13 protein-coding genes are annotated in these 15,420 nt (G+C 40.7%); 8 read left to right on the forward strand and 5 right to left on the reverse strand.

Annotation, left to right across the window (positions count from 1 at the left end; genetic code table 11):
- The 5 genes from JWP71_RS00005 to dnaK all read left to right on the forward strand — a co-directional run.
- On the forward strand, positions 1–573 hold a 573-nt coding region (locus tag JWP71_RS00005), incomplete at its 5' end, for a DNA-directed RNA polymerase subunit alpha C-terminal domain-containing protein (protein ID WP_299495671.1).
- A gap of 197 nt (positions 574–770) precedes the next feature.
- A complete protein-coding gene (rplQ, locus tag JWP71_RS00010; RefSeq protein ID WP_299495673.1) occupies positions 771–1,376 on the forward strand; it encodes a 50S ribosomal protein L17 in 606 nt (201 codons plus the stop codon).
- A 104-nt stretch (positions 1,377–1,480) separates the two neighbouring features.
- Complete coding sequence (locus JWP71_RS00015) at positions 1,481–1,708, forward strand: type II toxin-antitoxin system HicB family antitoxin (RefSeq protein ID WP_299495675.1); 228 nt, start codon at positions 1,481–1,483, stop codon at positions 1,706–1,708.
- On the forward strand, positions 1,705–1,938 hold the full coding sequence (locus tag JWP71_RS00020; protein WP_299495677.1) for a type II toxin-antitoxin system HicA family toxin: 234 nt from the start codon (positions 1,705–1,707) through the stop codon (positions 1,936–1,938). The genes JWP71_RS00015 and JWP71_RS00020 overlap by 4 nt, the downstream gene beginning before the upstream one ends.
- A gap of 346 nt (positions 1,939–2,284) precedes the next feature.
- The gene (gene dnaK, locus JWP71_RS00025) at positions 2,285–4,198 is read left to right on the forward strand and encodes a molecular chaperone DnaK (protein WP_299495679.1); all 1,914 of its coding nucleotides are present in this window, start codon (positions 2,285–2,287) and stop codon (positions 4,196–4,198) included.
- A 250-nt stretch (positions 4,199–4,448) separates the two neighbouring features.
- On the opposite strand, the gene JWP71_RS00030 is transcribed toward dnaK, so the two are convergent.
- Positions 4,449–6,707, reverse strand: a complete 2,259-nt coding sequence (locus tag JWP71_RS00030) for a glycoside hydrolase family 31 protein (RefSeq protein WP_299495681.1) — start codon at positions 6,705–6,707, stop codon at positions 4,449–4,451.
- 287 nt (positions 6,708–6,994) lie between these two features.
- Between JWP71_RS00030 and JWP71_RS00035 the strand changes: the two genes are divergently transcribed.
- Both JWP71_RS00035 and pruA read left to right on the forward strand, forming a co-directional pair.
- A complete protein-coding gene (locus tag JWP71_RS00035; protein WP_299495682.1) occupies positions 6,995–8,167 on the forward strand; it encodes a hypothetical protein in 1,173 nt (390 codons plus the stop codon).
- Between the two features lie 115 nt (positions 8,168–8,282).
- On the forward strand, positions 8,283–9,923 hold the full coding sequence (gene pruA / locus JWP71_RS00040) for an L-glutamate gamma-semialdehyde dehydrogenase (protein WP_299495684.1): 1,641 nt from the start codon (positions 8,283–8,285) through the stop codon (positions 9,921–9,923).
- A gap of 244 nt (positions 9,924–10,167) precedes the next feature.
- Here pruA and JWP71_RS00045 read toward each other — a convergent pair whose 3' ends face one another.
- From JWP71_RS00045 to JWP71_RS00060, 4 genes are all read right to left on the reverse strand, one after another.
- Complete coding sequence (locus JWP71_RS00045; RefSeq protein ID WP_299495686.1) at positions 10,168–10,824, reverse strand: carbonic anhydrase; 657 nt, start codon at positions 10,822–10,824, stop codon at positions 10,168–10,170.
- A gap of 133 nt (positions 10,825–10,957) precedes the next feature.
- Positions 10,958–11,680 carry a carbonate dehydratase gene (gene can / locus JWP71_RS00050; protein ID WP_299495688.1) on the reverse strand — a complete coding sequence of 241 codons (723 nt, stop codon included), beginning with the start codon at positions 11,678–11,680 and terminating at the stop codon, positions 10,958–10,960.
- Positions 11,681–11,687: 7 nt separating this feature from the next.
- Complete coding sequence (locus JWP71_RS00055; protein ID WP_299495690.1) at positions 11,688–13,292, reverse strand: SulP family inorganic anion transporter; 1,605 nt, start codon at positions 13,290–13,292, stop codon at positions 11,688–11,690.
- Between the two features lie 67 nt (positions 13,293–13,359).
- Positions 13,360–13,773, reverse strand: a complete 414-nt coding sequence (locus JWP71_RS00060) for a hypothetical protein (RefSeq protein ID WP_299495692.1) — start codon at positions 13,771–13,773, stop codon at positions 13,360–13,362.
- Positions 13,774–13,808: 35 nt separating this feature from the next.
- On the opposite strand from JWP71_RS00060, the gene JWP71_RS00065 reads away from it, so the two are divergent.
- Positions 13,809–15,338, forward strand: coding sequence for an acyl-CoA carboxylase subunit beta (locus JWP71_RS00065; protein ID WP_366143506.1), 1,530 nt, complete (start codon positions 13,809–13,811; stop codon positions 15,336–15,338).
- The last annotated feature ends 82 nt before the right edge of the window (positions 15,339–15,420 follow it).

The following is a 15,420-nucleotide window of genomic DNA, read 5'->3' on the forward strand; positions in this document are numbered from 1 at the left end:
GAAATTGAATTTACGATCAATAAAGGTCGTGGTTATGTTGCAAGCGAAGAAAATAAAAATCCGGATGCGAATGTTGGTGTAATAGCTATCGATTCTATTTACACCCCGATCAAAAACGTAAAATACACTATTGAAAACTATCGTGTAGAGCAAAAAACCGATTATGAGAAATTAGTATTGGATATTGCTACAGATGGTTCTATTCATCCTGAAGACGCGCTGAAAGAAGCTGCTAAGATACTGATCCAGCACTTTATGTTGTTTAGCGACGAGAACATGATGTTAGAGGCGCAAGCTAAAGAAGAAACTAAAGAAGTTGACGAGGAAATTTTACACATGCGTAAGATCCTTAAAACAGAATTAGTTGATCTTGATCTTTCTGTTCGTGCATTAAACTGCTTAAAAGCAGCTGATATCCGCAGCCTGGCTGATCTGGTATCTTACGACGTAGCTGACATGTTGAAATTCAGAAACTTTGGTAAAAAATCATTAACTGAAATTCAGGACCTGGTTAAATCAAAAGGATTATCTTTTGGTATGAACCTGTCGAAATTTAAGTTAGACGAAGAATAATAGAGTCAAGAAGTTAAGAATTAGGATACAAGACATCTTGATTCTTGGCTCTTAATTCTTGAATCTATAAAAGAGTAGTTATAGTGAGGCGATCTCACTAACTCCAAACACAATTTATTAACGGAGTATTTGCATAATTCCGCGGGCTTGACTGAAAAGCCGCCCAACGGTATGCACGTGCCACAACACACAAAACAATGAGACACGGTAAAAAACACAACCACTTAGGCCGCACCACCAGTCATCGCAAAGCGATGCTGAGTAACATGGCTACATCGCTTATTTTACACAAGCGTATCACTACTACTTTAGCTAAAGCAAAAGCTTTACGTGTTTATGTAGAACCTATCCTTACTAAAGGTAAAGACGATACTACACACTCACGTCGTACTGTATTTAGCTACTTGCAAGATAAAGACGCGACAACTATTTTGTTCCGCGAAATTGCTGAGAAAATTGCTAACCGCCCGGGTGGCTATACCCGTATCGTTAAATTGCAAAATCGTTTAGGCGATAATGCTGAAATGGCGATCATCGAGTTAGTAGATTATAACACAGTTTACGGTACAGATGCTGCACAAGCTGCTAAGAAATCAACACGTCGTCGTGGTAGTTCTGGTAAAGCAAAAGCTGACGCTCCTGTAGCAGCAGCACCAGCTGCAAGCGCAGAAGTAACACCTGCTGATGAATTTGAGGTTGCAGAAGCACCTGTTGAAGATGCTGCAGTAGCAGAAGCACCAGTTGCAGAAGAAACTCCTGAAGCACCGGCTGCTGACGAAGAAAACGCAGAAAAAGGAGAATAATTAGATTCCTCTCTTTTTATCATATTAAAAACGCCCTGCTCATTTGAGTGGGGCGTTTTTTGTTATATGCTTATTTAATATTAAATTTGTTTATAAAGTATTCTATGAAAACATATCATTTCCCGGTAGTTGTTGAAATTGATGAAGATGGTGTATATATTGTTTCATGCCCTATATTTAAAGGATGTCATGCGGCCGGAAAGACCATTGATGAAGCCCTGCTTGACTTAAGAGAAGTTGTGGAAATGTGTGTTGAAGAACAGTCTACCGAAAATATTAATCAATTTATTGGAGTGCGTGAAATGGAAATTACATTGCCAGTTTCTGCATGAGCGATAAATTGCCTGTCATCAGTGGAAAGCAATTAGTTGCGTTGCTTGAAAAGCTAGGTTTTGAAGTTGTAAGGGTAAAAGGTTCACATCATCGTATGAAACATCCCGATGGAAGAGTAACTACCGTTCCCGTTCATCGTAATGATGATATACCTAAAGGTTTGTTAAGAAAAATTATCAGGGAAGATATTACACTGAGCATTGAAGAATTTAATACGATAGTTCGATAGATATTGACGTCGTATAATGGTGCAAACTAAATTATGATAAAGCGCGGCATGGCTTGTTGTAGAAACAACCCTATATATATGCCAAAGACACTGTATTGGCTAACGAATATATCGCCATTCTTAACCCCCAATTGAAAGTAAAGAAATAATGGTCAAGTAGCCATTACTAATCTTTAATCAACCAATCTCTAATCACTAATTTTCTGCCAACCTGTCACCACAATCAGACAGCATTCTGACTAATTATTACCACATTTTACAGCATTTACCTAATAATTCTGCCAAACCCAAATTGGCACAAGCATTGTTAAACAGGTAATATAAACAATCAAGAAATTATAATCATATGTCTAAAATAATTGGAATCGACTTAGGAACAACAAACTCCTGCGTAGCTGTAATGGAAGGTAACGAACCTGTAGTTATAGCAAACAGCGAGGGAAAACGTACTACGCCGTCAGTAGTGGCTTTTATCGACAACGGCGAGCGTAAAGTAGGAGATCCTGCCAAGCGTCAGGCTATTACAAATCCTACAAAAACTATTTCATCTATCAAGCGCTTTATGGGTAACCAGTTTAACGAGGTTACTAAAGAAGCGGGCCGCGTGCCTTATAAAGTGGTAAAAGGCGATAACAACACTCCGCGTGTTGAGATAGGCGACCGTAAATACACCCCGCAAGAAATTTCGGCAATGGTCCTTCAAAAAATGAAGAAAACTGCCGAAGACTTTTTGGGTCATGAGGTTACCGAAGCGGTTATTACCGTACCGGCTTATTTTAATGATGCACAGCGCCAGGCTACTAAAGAAGCAGGTGAAATTGCAGGTTTAAAAGTACGCAGGATTATTAATGAGCCTACTGCTGCGGCCCTTGCTTATGGTTTGGACAAAGCACACAAAGACATGAAAATTGCCGTATTTGATTGCGGTGGTGGTACGCATGACGTTTCTATCCTTGAACTAGGTGATGGCGTGTTCGAAGTAAAATCAACCGATGGTGATACACACCTGGGTGGTGATGACTTTGACCAGGTAATTATTGACTGGATGGCAGACGAATTTAAAAGCGACGAAGGTGTTGATCTGCGTAAAGATCCAATGGCTTTGCAACGTTTAAAAGAATCTGCAGAGAAAGCTAAAATTGAATTATCAAGCTCGGCACAAACAGAAATTAACTTACCATACATTACTGCTGCTGATGGCCAACCAAAGCACTTAGTTAAAACTTTAACCCGTGCTAAATTTGAGCAGCTGGCCGACAGTTTGATCAAACGTACTATTGAGCCTTGTAAAACTGCTTTGAAAAATGCAGGTTACAGCATTGGCGATATTGACGAGGTTATTTTGGTGGGTGGTTCTACACGTATCCCCGCTATACAGGATGCAGTACAAAAATTCTTTGGTAAAGCGCCGTCAAAAGGTGTTAACCCTGATGAAGTGGTTGCCATTGGTGCAGCTATTCAAGGTGGTGTATTAACCGGCGAAGTTAAGGATGTGTTGTTGTTAGATGTTACCCCATTATCATTAGGTATTGAAACTATGGGTGGTGTAATGACCAGGCTGATTGAAGCAAACACAACTATCCCTACTAAAAAATCAGAAACATTCTCTACCGCGTCTGATAACCAGCCATCAGTTGAGATACATATTTTACAAGGCGAGCGCCCTATGGCACAAGGTAACCGTACCATTGGCCGTTTCCACTTAGATGGATTGCCGCCTGCGCCGCGTGGCGTACCACAGGTTGAAGTAACTTTTGATATTGATGCCAACGGTATATTACACGTATCGGCTAAAGATAAAGCTACAGGTAAAGAGCAAAAAATCCGTATTGAAGCGTCATCTGGTTTAACTGATGCCGAGATCAAGAAAATGAAGGACGAAGCTGAAGCTAACGCGGATGCTGATAAAGCGGCAAAAGAAGAAGTTGAAAAACTGAACAGCGCCGATGCCCTGATCTTCTCGACCGAAAAACAGTTGAAAGAATATGGTGATAAAATATCAGCAGATAAAAAAGCACCTATTGAAGAAGGTTTAACAAAATTAAAAGCAGCTTATGCTTCTAAAAACCTGGCTGATATAGAGGTTGCTCAAAATGAGCTTAACACTGCCTGGACAGCGGCTTCTGAAGAGATGTACAAAGCATCGGCAGAAGGCGGACAACAACCGGGTGCTGATGCAGGTGCCGGAGCAGGTCCGCAAGATCACTCTGATACCGTAACTGACGTTGACTTTGAAGAAGTAAAAGACGACAGCAAATAATAACTTAATATATTTTAGTAAAGGCCTTGTTCTGATTTACCAGAGCAGGGCTTTTATGTTTTATATCCACCCCATGCATCATTGCTGAATATCCCACCTGGGTTCAAGGAAACTATATAAAACGCATTGTCATTTCGAGCGGTAGCGAGAAATCTATACATTTCAATCCGTTTGCTTAGCGCGTGTATGGATCTCTCACTATCGTTCGAGATGACAATTTAATTATATTGATAATTCAGAATAACAATTGTTAATAAGGAATTGTGAATGGTTGGCTATTATTCTCCACCTCAATGTTACCAACCTCTTCAAACCCATGCCAAACAAGCTGAATCTTTGAATACTTAGACGGATAAGTCCCTTCAACAGCAGAAAATATTAACTTTTTTTTCTGCGGATCAAAAACTAAAGTGCGTTTGTAGTACGCCCCTTTCTGGTAGTCGTAAGATAAGCCGTCATCCTCATAATAAATAAATTCATTGGGTTGATCGCCTTTCCAGATATGGACAAACAAAATGCCATCGCCATGCTCATTAGTACTTTGTATGATGCTTTGCATGGGGATAATGGCCCCGGCCTTTACAAACACAGGTAAATCTGTTAGCGGGCATTGCACATTTACAACCTGGCTGCCTGTATATTTTTCGTCGTTGCTTAAACGATACCAATCGTCGGCAGGTAAATAAACATCAACGGTTTCTGCCGTACTTATAACCGGCGCAACTAATATCGAATCGCCAAATAAAAACTGGTTCTGATAGCTTACATCAAAAACATTTTCATCAGCAGTATAGTCAATAGCCAGGGTGCGGCTTAAAGGCAAACCGGTTTGTGCCGACTGGTAAAAGCCCGAATAGATATAAGGCAGTAACTTATAGCGCTGCTCAATATCTTTTTTAATGATCTGTTCATTTTCCTCACCCCATTGCCACGGCTCACGCATTACCATGCCTTTTGCGGCATGATTACGAAACATTGGGGTATATACACCCAACGAGTTCCATCGTACCATTAACTGTGGCGTTGGGTTGCCCATAAAGCCGCCAATATCCACACCTGTTAATGACATACCTGTCAGCCCCAAACTATTAACCAATCGCTGGCCAAACAGCATGTGCTCATCCGTAGCAGCGTTATCACCCGTCCACACGGCCGAATAGCGCTGTGTACCGGCATAGGCGGCTCGGGTGAGTATAAATGGGCGTTTATTGTTTAAAATGCGTTTAGTGCCATTATAAGTGGCTCGCGCCATTTGCATGCCATATACATTTCGTATTTCGGGCATAAACTTCTCGCCAAATTTTACAAGCCACGGCATGTTTTGCCCCCAGGCCGCAGGCTCATTCATATCGTTCCAAAAACCCTCAACACCCGGGTCGGTAAGCGCTTTAAAGGATGCTCCCCACCATTCGCGCGCTTCTTCATTTAAAAAATCAGGAAAATGGCAGCGGCCCGGCCAAACGCTGGCTGTAAATAATTCGCCGTTAGGGTAGGTGGCAAAGTAGTTATTGGCTACGCCTTCATTATATTCCGGGTATTCTTCATCAATCTTAATACCCGGATCAACAATAGTAACCAGGCGAAAATCTATTGCTTTCAGCTTGGCTATCATTCCTTTCGGATCAGGAAAGGTTTCTTTGTTCCATGTGAATATTTTATAATCATCCATGTAATCTATATCGCAATAAATAACATCGGCAGGGATGTTCTTCTCTCTGAATTTCAGGGCAATAGCTAATACTTCATCAGCGCTCATATAGCTCCAGCGGCATTGCTGGTAGCCCAGGCTCCACAGCGGCGGCATTTCCATGCGCCCGGTTAACCAGGTATAATCCTCTAAAATGTTTCTTATGTTTTGCGCGCCAAAAAAATAATAATTCATATCGCCGCCATCGGCACCAAACCAGCTCATTTGCTCATCGGTAGTAGCGCCAAAATCAAAATAACTTTTATGGGTATTATCAAAAAATAAACCATAGGTAAGGCCGCTATGTAAGCCGATAAAAAACGGAAAGGTTTTATATAAAGGATCAGTAGTAATGGTATGCATGGAGGCATCGGTGTTCCAGTTTACATAATTGCAGCCCCGGCGATTAAGATCGCCTGCCTTTTCGCCCAGGCCGATAAACTTTTCATCCGCATATAATTTGCGGTAGTTTATTACCCGTTCTGCCTGCCAGATGGTACCAAAACGCGCATCATCGCCACTTAAAGGGTTTCCATCCGCAGTATAAAAATTAAAACGTAACGGGTCTTTATTGATGACCAGCTTTAATGCCGATGTAGATACTTCGATGGTATCCGTTAATTTCTGATAAGTAAATTTATCCAGTGGTTTTTCTATTACCGCGAATGAGCTGTCTGTTTTATCAAAATTTTTGCTGATACAAATCCGGATAATAGTAGGGCTATAAACCATAACCCGCGCCTCGGCTTGAGGGGTTTTAATAACCAATGCGCCATTTTGCTCAGTTATGGTATCGGCATTTCCTAATATTTCTACCTGCATGCCTGTTTAACAGCTATAAGGTTTTTTTAGTTTGGAAAAAGATAAGAATAATAACGGGCCTAATAGTGATTTTTCAAATAATTTGGCGGTGACGTTGGTATGCTCTCACTAATGGAACACCCAAGGCAATCACTTTTAAAATTGCAGGCAGGCATAGCTTCAAAATATAAGTGCCGGTTTTGGCTAAGGCCGTCTATAATTATAATCATATTTGTTATTGATTGGTATAAAATATTTATTTGTTATTAAAGACCTTATATTAGCACTAACCAATTTTAGCCAATACTGTGAAATACTTCCTGAACCTAGCATTGCTATTTATAACCTTTAATGCTGCCGCGCAATCAAACTACCAAAACGGATTTATTGTTGACAAAAAAACAAATGATACTGTACGCGGATTTATCGAATATAAAAACCCCGCGTATACCTTTCAAACCATTCTATTTAAAAGAACAAAAGAAACTAAAGAAGCAATTTTATGCACGCCAGCGGATATAAAAGCATTTTATATCGCTCCTTTTTATTCTTATATAAGTTATGAGGGCCGCGTAAGTGATAATGATAAAGAGGTGCAGCTGTTTTTAGAGCAAAGGCTTAAAGGAAACAACGCTACCTTATATTTTAATAAAGATGATAAAAAGACCCGCTATTTTTTAAAAGAAAAAAATGCTTCGCCGGTTGAGTTAACAGCCGCGGGCTTTACCGGCCAGCTTAAAGAAGTTTATTACAAGTATAACACGGGTAACAATAAGAAATTACTGGCCCTTGAAAGTACTGAATTTACATTAGCATCGCTGGAAGACGCTTTACATATAATTAATGACGATGTTCCTGAAAAAGAATATACAGAGGCTACTTACCAGTTTTATGCCGGAGCATCAGTGGCTGCTGTGTTTTCAAAAGCTTACAATGTGCTGGGCCGTATAAACGACATCAAGAGCACTAACATCTCTCCCAGAATTAGTGTGGGTGTTAGTTTAATGCATGATCCTAATGTACAAAAGTTCATATTAAGGGGTGAACTATCCTTTTCTTATTTAAAACCGAGCTATAGCTTTTCTTATAGTCCGAACGGTGTTAATACAATAGATAATAACACTTACAGATATACTGCTTTTTCTATGGCGTTTACACCCCAGGTTATTTACAATATCTATAATTCAAATTCATTCAAATTATTTATAGGTGCGGGCATGGCTTTTAATCTTTCTATTTATCAAACCAACGAGACTGATTATTATACTATAACCTCGTTTGCACCTTATACATTAACTCCTGCAACAGATTACAGTATTAAATATCCACCTTTTCTTGTTAATATCCCTTTCCAGGCCGGAGTGCAACTAAATCATAATATAGAGGCAGCGGTTAATTATTCGCCGCGCCTTACTATGGGTTCGCAAACTAATCCTAAGTTTCAATCAGTTGGTGTAGCGCTGCGTTATATTTTTAAGTAAACAGTTCAGCTTATCCATATTTCTGCCTCACTGTCACCCACCCGTAATTTGCACATTTGCATATCCGCACATCTGCACATTATCTGTATCTTTGGCATAACATTAACTGACCATTATGCTTAAAGGATTTTTTAATGTTCCGATACCGCAAAACGAGCCTGTATTAAATTACGGCCCCCGCAGTTTGGAACGGGCAGCGCTTAAAGTAGCTTTGGATGAAGCTCGCGCGTATAAAATTGATATTCCGATGTACATTGGCGCTAAGCGGGTACATACCGGCAAAAGGATGGAGATACGTCCGCCACATGATCATAAACATTTACTGGCTAATTTTTTTGAAGGCGATAAAAGCACGGTAGAACAAGCTATTGATGCCGCATTAGCTGCAAAAGCAGATTGGGAAAACCTGGCCTGGGAGCAACGCGCCGCTATATTTTTAAAGGCTGCCGATTTGCTTGCCGGCCCATACCGCGCAAAAATAAACGCGGCTACCATGTTAGGTCAATCAAAAAATGCTTACCAGGCCGAGATTGATGCAGCTTGTGAGCTGATAGACTTTTTGCGCTTTAATGTGCATTACATGACCGAGATATACCAGCAGCAGCCACCCATATCGTCCAAAGGAGTTTGGAACCGTGTAGAGCAGCGCCCGCTGGAAGGATTTATATTCGCGTTAACCCCATTTAACTTTACCGCTATTGCCGGTAACCTGCCAACATCAGCAGCTATGATGGGTAATGTGGTAGTTTGGAAACCAGCCTATACCCAAATATACGCGGCTAACGTATTGATGCAGGTTTTCCTGGAGGCAGGAGTGCCGCCGGGTGTTATTAATTTAATTTACGTTGATGGCCCTGTTGCAGGTGATGTAATATTTAATCACCCGGATTTTGCGGGCATACACTTTACCGGCTCGACCGCCGTGTTTCAAAACATTTGGCAAACCATTGGCACCAACATACACAAATACAAAACCTACCCACGTATAGTTGGCGAAACCGGTGGTAAAGATTTTGTATTGGCACACCCAAGCGCTGATGCCGATGTAGTGAGTACGGCACTTTTGCGTGGCGCGTTTGAATACCAGGGGCAAAAATGTTCTGCAGCTTCGAGGGCCTACATACCGGCATCGTTATGGCCCGCTGTAAAAGAAACTATGCAGCGTGAAATGACCACCTTTAAAATGGGGCCGGTAGAAGATTTTCAGAATTTTATTAACGCGGTTATCAGCGAGGTCTCATTTGATAAACTGGCAAAATATATTGACAATGCCAAAGCTGATGATAGTGTTGAAATAGTTGCCGGTGGTAATTATGATAAAACCCATGGCTGGTTTATTGAGCCTACGGTAATTAAAGTAAACGATCCGTTTTATGTAACCATGTGTACAGAGCTGTTTGGCCCCGTATTAACGGTTTATGTTTATGAGGACGATAAATTTGATGAGATATTAGACGTTGTAGATAAAACATCCATTTACGCGCTAACCGGCAGTATCATATCACAAGATCGCTATGCTATAGCTAAAGCCACACACCATTTACGCAACGCGGCGGGTAATTTTTATATAAATGATAAACCAACCGGCGCGGTTGTGGGTCAGCAGCCATTTGGCGGTGCCAGGGGCTCGGGCACTAATGATAAAGCCGGGTCAATGATCAACCTGCTGCGCTGGGTATCACCAAGAACTATTAAAGAAACTTTTGATCCGCCGAAGGATTATAGATATCCGTTTTTAAGTCCCCAAACCCCCTAAAGGTCAGCAAAAAAAGTGTTTCACATCAGGTGTTTCACCCTAAATTTGCAAAAATCGATAAAACAGCATAAAAGTCTTATTATAAGATATTTATGCTGTTTTACCTAAAGCTTTTGTACTGTTTCAAAGTGTTTCACTTATTTTGTCAAAATGCTATATATCAATACGTTAACCTAAAATAGTGTTTCATGTGTTTCATTAATTTTGTGAAACACTACGTCACCTTTTTTTAGAGAGGTAGGGCTTACTTAAACCTAAACACATTATCCATATTAGCGTTATCATAAGCGCTAACTTTCATATCGGTTATTATACCTGTATTCAAGCTGTACACCCAGCCATGTACACCAAGCGATTGGCCCTTAAGCCACGCATTTTGCACTATGGATGTTTTGCAAAGGTTGTGTACGTTTTCAATAACATTATATTCAACCAAACGGTCTGATCTTTCTATATCATCTTCTATAATATCCAGCTCACTTGCATGCAGGCGATATACGTCTTTAATGTGGCGCAGCCAGTTATCTATTAAACCATATTCCTGGTTAGACATAGCGGCAATTACACCACCGCAGCCGTAATGGCCGGTTACTATTACATGTTTTACTTCCAGCACATTTACCGCGTAATCCAGCACCGAAAGCATATTCATATCGGTATGGATAACCATATTGGCAATGTTACGGTGCACAAATATTTCACCAGGTTTGGTATTGGTTATCTGGTTGGCGGGTACGCGGCTGTCTGCACAACCTATCCATAAAACGGGTGGCTTTTGCCCTTTTGCAAGGTTTACAAAGTATTCAGCATCAAGAGCTAATGTGTCTTTAACAAACTGTTTGTTCCCTTCCAGCAGACCATCGTATAAGCTATTATCTATATTGTCTTTTTTAGCGCACATGAATATGATTAAGTTTTGTAGACATTACGGCATAAAAATATAAATTATATTCATGGTTATGCGGTAAAAAAAATCCCGGTTACATTTATATGAAATCGGGATTACAATAAACTGGCTATAAGTTGCTATTAAATTAATGGGCGGCCACCGCCTCCATTTCTAATTCATATACATAACCTAAATTTTGCGAGTCGTTATTAGTTACCTTCAAATCTTTAACCAATCCTGTATTAATATCTACTACCCAGCCATGTACTTCCAGATCGTCGCGTTCTTTCCAGGCATTTTGTATAATAGTTGTTTTACACAAATTGTAGGCTTGCTCAACAACATTCAACTCAACCAAGCGGTTAATTTTATGCTCCTGGTCTGTTATACGGTCAAGCTCATGACTATGCAGGCGATATACATCCTTAATATGTCTTAACCAATTATCAATTAAACCAAATTGCTTGTTGCTTAATGCCGCCGCTACGCCGCCACAATTATAATGGCCCGCAACTATAACGTGTTTAACTTTTAATACATTAACCGCATAATCTAATACACTTAGCATGTTCATATCTGAGTGTGCACACACGTTGGCTATGTTACGATGTACAAATACTTCGCCCGGTTTGGTGTTGGTTACCTCATTAGCAGGTACGCGGCTGTCTGAGCAGCCAATCCACAATACCTCGGGACTTTGGCCCTTTGATAATTTTTTAAAATATTCCGGGTCATCCTTCAATCTTGCATTTACCCACTCACGATTGCCGGATAATAAAGCTTTATAGCTTTCTTTTTGTGTAAGTTGTACTTTGTCGGTTTTAGTAACCGGAGTAATTATATCGTTTTTTTGAATTTCGTTTTTCATGATCGTATTAATTAGTGTGGTAAATTAATTCTTTAAGTTTAGGTACATCGTAATGGTCTTTTATAGCAACCAGTTCTACAATGATGCCTTTGGTGTAAGCGTTTTGCTTATAGTTGTTGATGATCTCCAGCACATCAGGATCTATATACCTGGAATTAGAGCCATCAATTATTACTTCTGTTTCCTTAGGTAAACTGGTGAGAGTTATTTGGATAGCCGCTTTATTTAAAAAAGAAACTTCTTCGGCAAGCTTTATACGAATTATCTTTTTGTTCTCGCTATCCTCAATATGATAAAAATAAGGGTTACGCATGTTGGTACGCAGTATATAAAATATACCTACCAGCATACCTATGCCTACACCAATTAACAAGTCTGTTAATACCACTGCAGTAATTGTTACCACAAAAGGAATAAATTGAGACAGCCCCTTATGCCACATGTGTTTAAACAAGCTTACGCGAGCCAGCTTGTAGCCGGTAACCAACAGGATAGCAGCCAGGCATGACAGCGGTATATAATTTATAAGTCCCGGAATAAGCAACAGCGACAATAACAGTAATACACCATGAATAATAGCGCTCATTTTTGTACGTGCACCAGCGTTAACATTTGCTGATGAACGGACTATTACCGCCGTCATGGGTAGCCCGCCAAGCAAGCCACTTATTATATTGCCTGCACCCTGTGCAACCAGTTCTCGATTGGTAGGCGATATCCTTTTTATGGGGTCTATCTTATCAGCAGCTTCCAGGCTTAACAAGGTTTCTAAACTGGCTACTACTGCTAGGGTAAAGGCGGTTATCCAAACATCCTTATTGCCAATTGCCGAAAAATCGGCCGTTTTAAACAGGCCAAAAAACTCGGTGACATTGCCAACTACGGGTATGTTTACCAGTTGTTTCCCTTTTAACGCAAAATCGGTATCAGTAAATAAAAAGCTTAAAGCTACTCCGGAAAGTACAACCAATAATGGCGCGGGCACCATAGCCAGCTTTTTAAACCTGGGCCAATAAATCATTAATAAAAGTGATATGGAACTGATAATAACGGCGCCATAGTTTATTTTAGCTAATCCCCCCAAAACTCCCGAGAACGTATTATGCTTGTCTATTTGGCTAAAACCTTCATCGCCTTCAAAATTAGCGTCATAGCCAACAGCATGCGGAAACTGTTTCATAATAAGAATTATACCGATAGCGGCAAGCATCCCTTCTATTACTGCCGATGGAAAATAGTTACCTATAGTTCCGGCTTTAATAATGCCCAGTGCTATTTGCATAACACCGGCTAATACTACGCTCAATAAAAATAATTCGAACGAGCCGAGCCCCGTAATTGCGTTTAAAACAATTACGGTTAACCCGGCTGCCGGTCCGGCAACGCTTAACTGCGATCCACTTAGCATACCAACCACTACACCGCCAATAATTCCGGTTAATAAACCTGAGAACAGCGGTGCGCCCGAGGCCAAAGCTATGCCCAGGCACAGCGGTAGCGCAACTAAAAAAACAACAATACTTGAAGGAAGATCTTTTTTAAGATTTTTTGGCAAAAAATATTTTTTGAGATTAAGACTGCCCATAGCTGTCCCATCTTGCTTTAAATGCATATAGAATAGTTTGAATTAAAATTTAAATGAATTGAAATTTAGTCCGGATCAAGGCCCGGATATTCATTTAAACGTTTGGAGGGGGCGTGGGTACCACAGGATGATAAAGCTGAACCAACAGTGCATGTTCTAAATTATGCAGGTAATTGGTTTCAACCAAAAAAGGATCGTAATGAAAAAATGCAAACAGATGTTCATCAAACACTTTTTTGTCTTTAAAAGCATCTTTTTCAGGATCGTTTTTTTCTGATTTGGTTTCCTGTTCCAATTGCAAAATTACTTTGGAGGCGATGCGGGCATCAAGAAATGAAAATACAGGAATAACCGATACGGACATCTTTGCAAAAAAGACGAACATAAATAACAGGCTTATATATTTTCTAATTTCCTTGGTATGCACTAATGCAAATGTAGAAGAAATATTGCCAATAAACGCCATAGGAAAGTAAAAGGCTAATATTTTAATTGCTATTTTTATCACGTTACATTTTACAAACCTATATTGTGGATAATAAAATAAAGCAATTAAAACATAAACGCGAACAGGCCCTGGCCGGCGGCGGCGAGGCACGTATTGAAAGCCAGCATAAAAAAGGTAAGCTTACCGCACGCGAAAGGTTACATTTTTTAATGGACGAAGGTTCTTTCCAGGAAATTGGTATGCTGGTTACACATCGGTCTACAGATTTCGGTATGGAGAAGGAGAAGTACCCCGGCGATGGTGTTATAACCGGTTACGGAACTGTGAACGGCAGATTGATTTATGTTTTCTCGCAGGATTTTACGGTCTTCGGCGGTTCGCTTTCTGAAACTCATGCCGAAAAAATATGTAAGATAATGGAGCTGGCTATTAAAAATGGCGCCCCGGTTGTTGGTTTGAATGATTCGGGCGGTGCGCGTATACAGGAGGGTGTAGTATCATTAGGCGGCTATGCCGACATTTTTTACCGCAATACCATGGCATCAGGCGTGGTGCCGCAAATATCGGCCATTATGGGGCCGTGCGCGGGTGGTGCAGTGTATTCGCCGGCTATTACAGATTTTATTTTGATGGTTGAGCATACCTCGTACATGTTTGTAACCGGGCCCAATGTGGTAAAGACCGTTACGCATGAGGTAGTTACTTCTGAAGAACTGGGAGGGGCAAACACGCATGCCAGTAAATCGGGCGTTACGCATTTTGCCTGTGCGAATGAGATAGAAGCCATCAAAAATGTTAAAAACCTTTTAAGCTATATGCCGCAAAACTGCGAAGACAAAGCGCCGGCATTACCCTACGAGCCGCAAAACGAATTGCGCCCCGAACTGAATACTATATTACCACAAGCAACATCACAACCCTATGATGTGCGTGAGGTTATTAATCATTTAATTGACGCCGATTCGTTCTTAGAGGTGCATAAAGACTTTGCCGAAAATATTGTTGTAGGCTTTGCAAGATTAGCCGGGTGCAGCATTGGTATTATAGCTAATCAGCCTGCTTTTTTGGCAGGAGTGTTGGATATTAATTCATCTACCAAAGGCGCGCGCTTTGTACGTTTTTGCGATAGCTTTAATATTCCGCTATTAGTATTGGAAGACGTGCCGGGCTTTTTACCGGGTACAGACCAGGAATGGAATGCTATTATTACCAATGGAGCTAAGTTACTTTATGCATTTTGCGAAGCTACCGTTCCACGTATTACGGTTATTACCCGTAAGGCTTATGGCGGCGCTTACGATGTAATGAATTCCAAACACATTGGTGCCGATATGAACTTTGCATGGCCATCTGCCGAAATTGCGGTAATGGGTGCCAAAGGCGCTGCCGAAATTATTTTTAAGCGCGAAATCACCTCGGCAGAAGATAAAGAAGCCAAATGGAAAGAAAAGGAACAACTATATTCTGATACCTTCGCCAACCCCTACCGCGCTGCCGAGCGTGGCTTTATTGATGAGGTTATAGCCCCCGCAGAAACCCGGCTAAAACTGATCCGCGCATTTAAAATGCTGGAGAACAAGGTGGTTAATAATCCGAGGAAAAAGCATGGTAATATACCGTTGTAAGGTTAAAGGGATAAAGGTAAAAAGCTAGGCCCTGTGCGATTCCCTCCCTTGGGAGGGGAAGGGAGGGGTTTAATAAAGCGAT

The organism is Mucilaginibacter sp. (assembly GCF_028287845.1).
In the GTDB taxonomy this organism is placed as follows: domain Bacteria; phylum Bacteroidota; class Bacteroidia; order Sphingobacteriales; family Sphingobacteriaceae; genus Mucilaginibacter.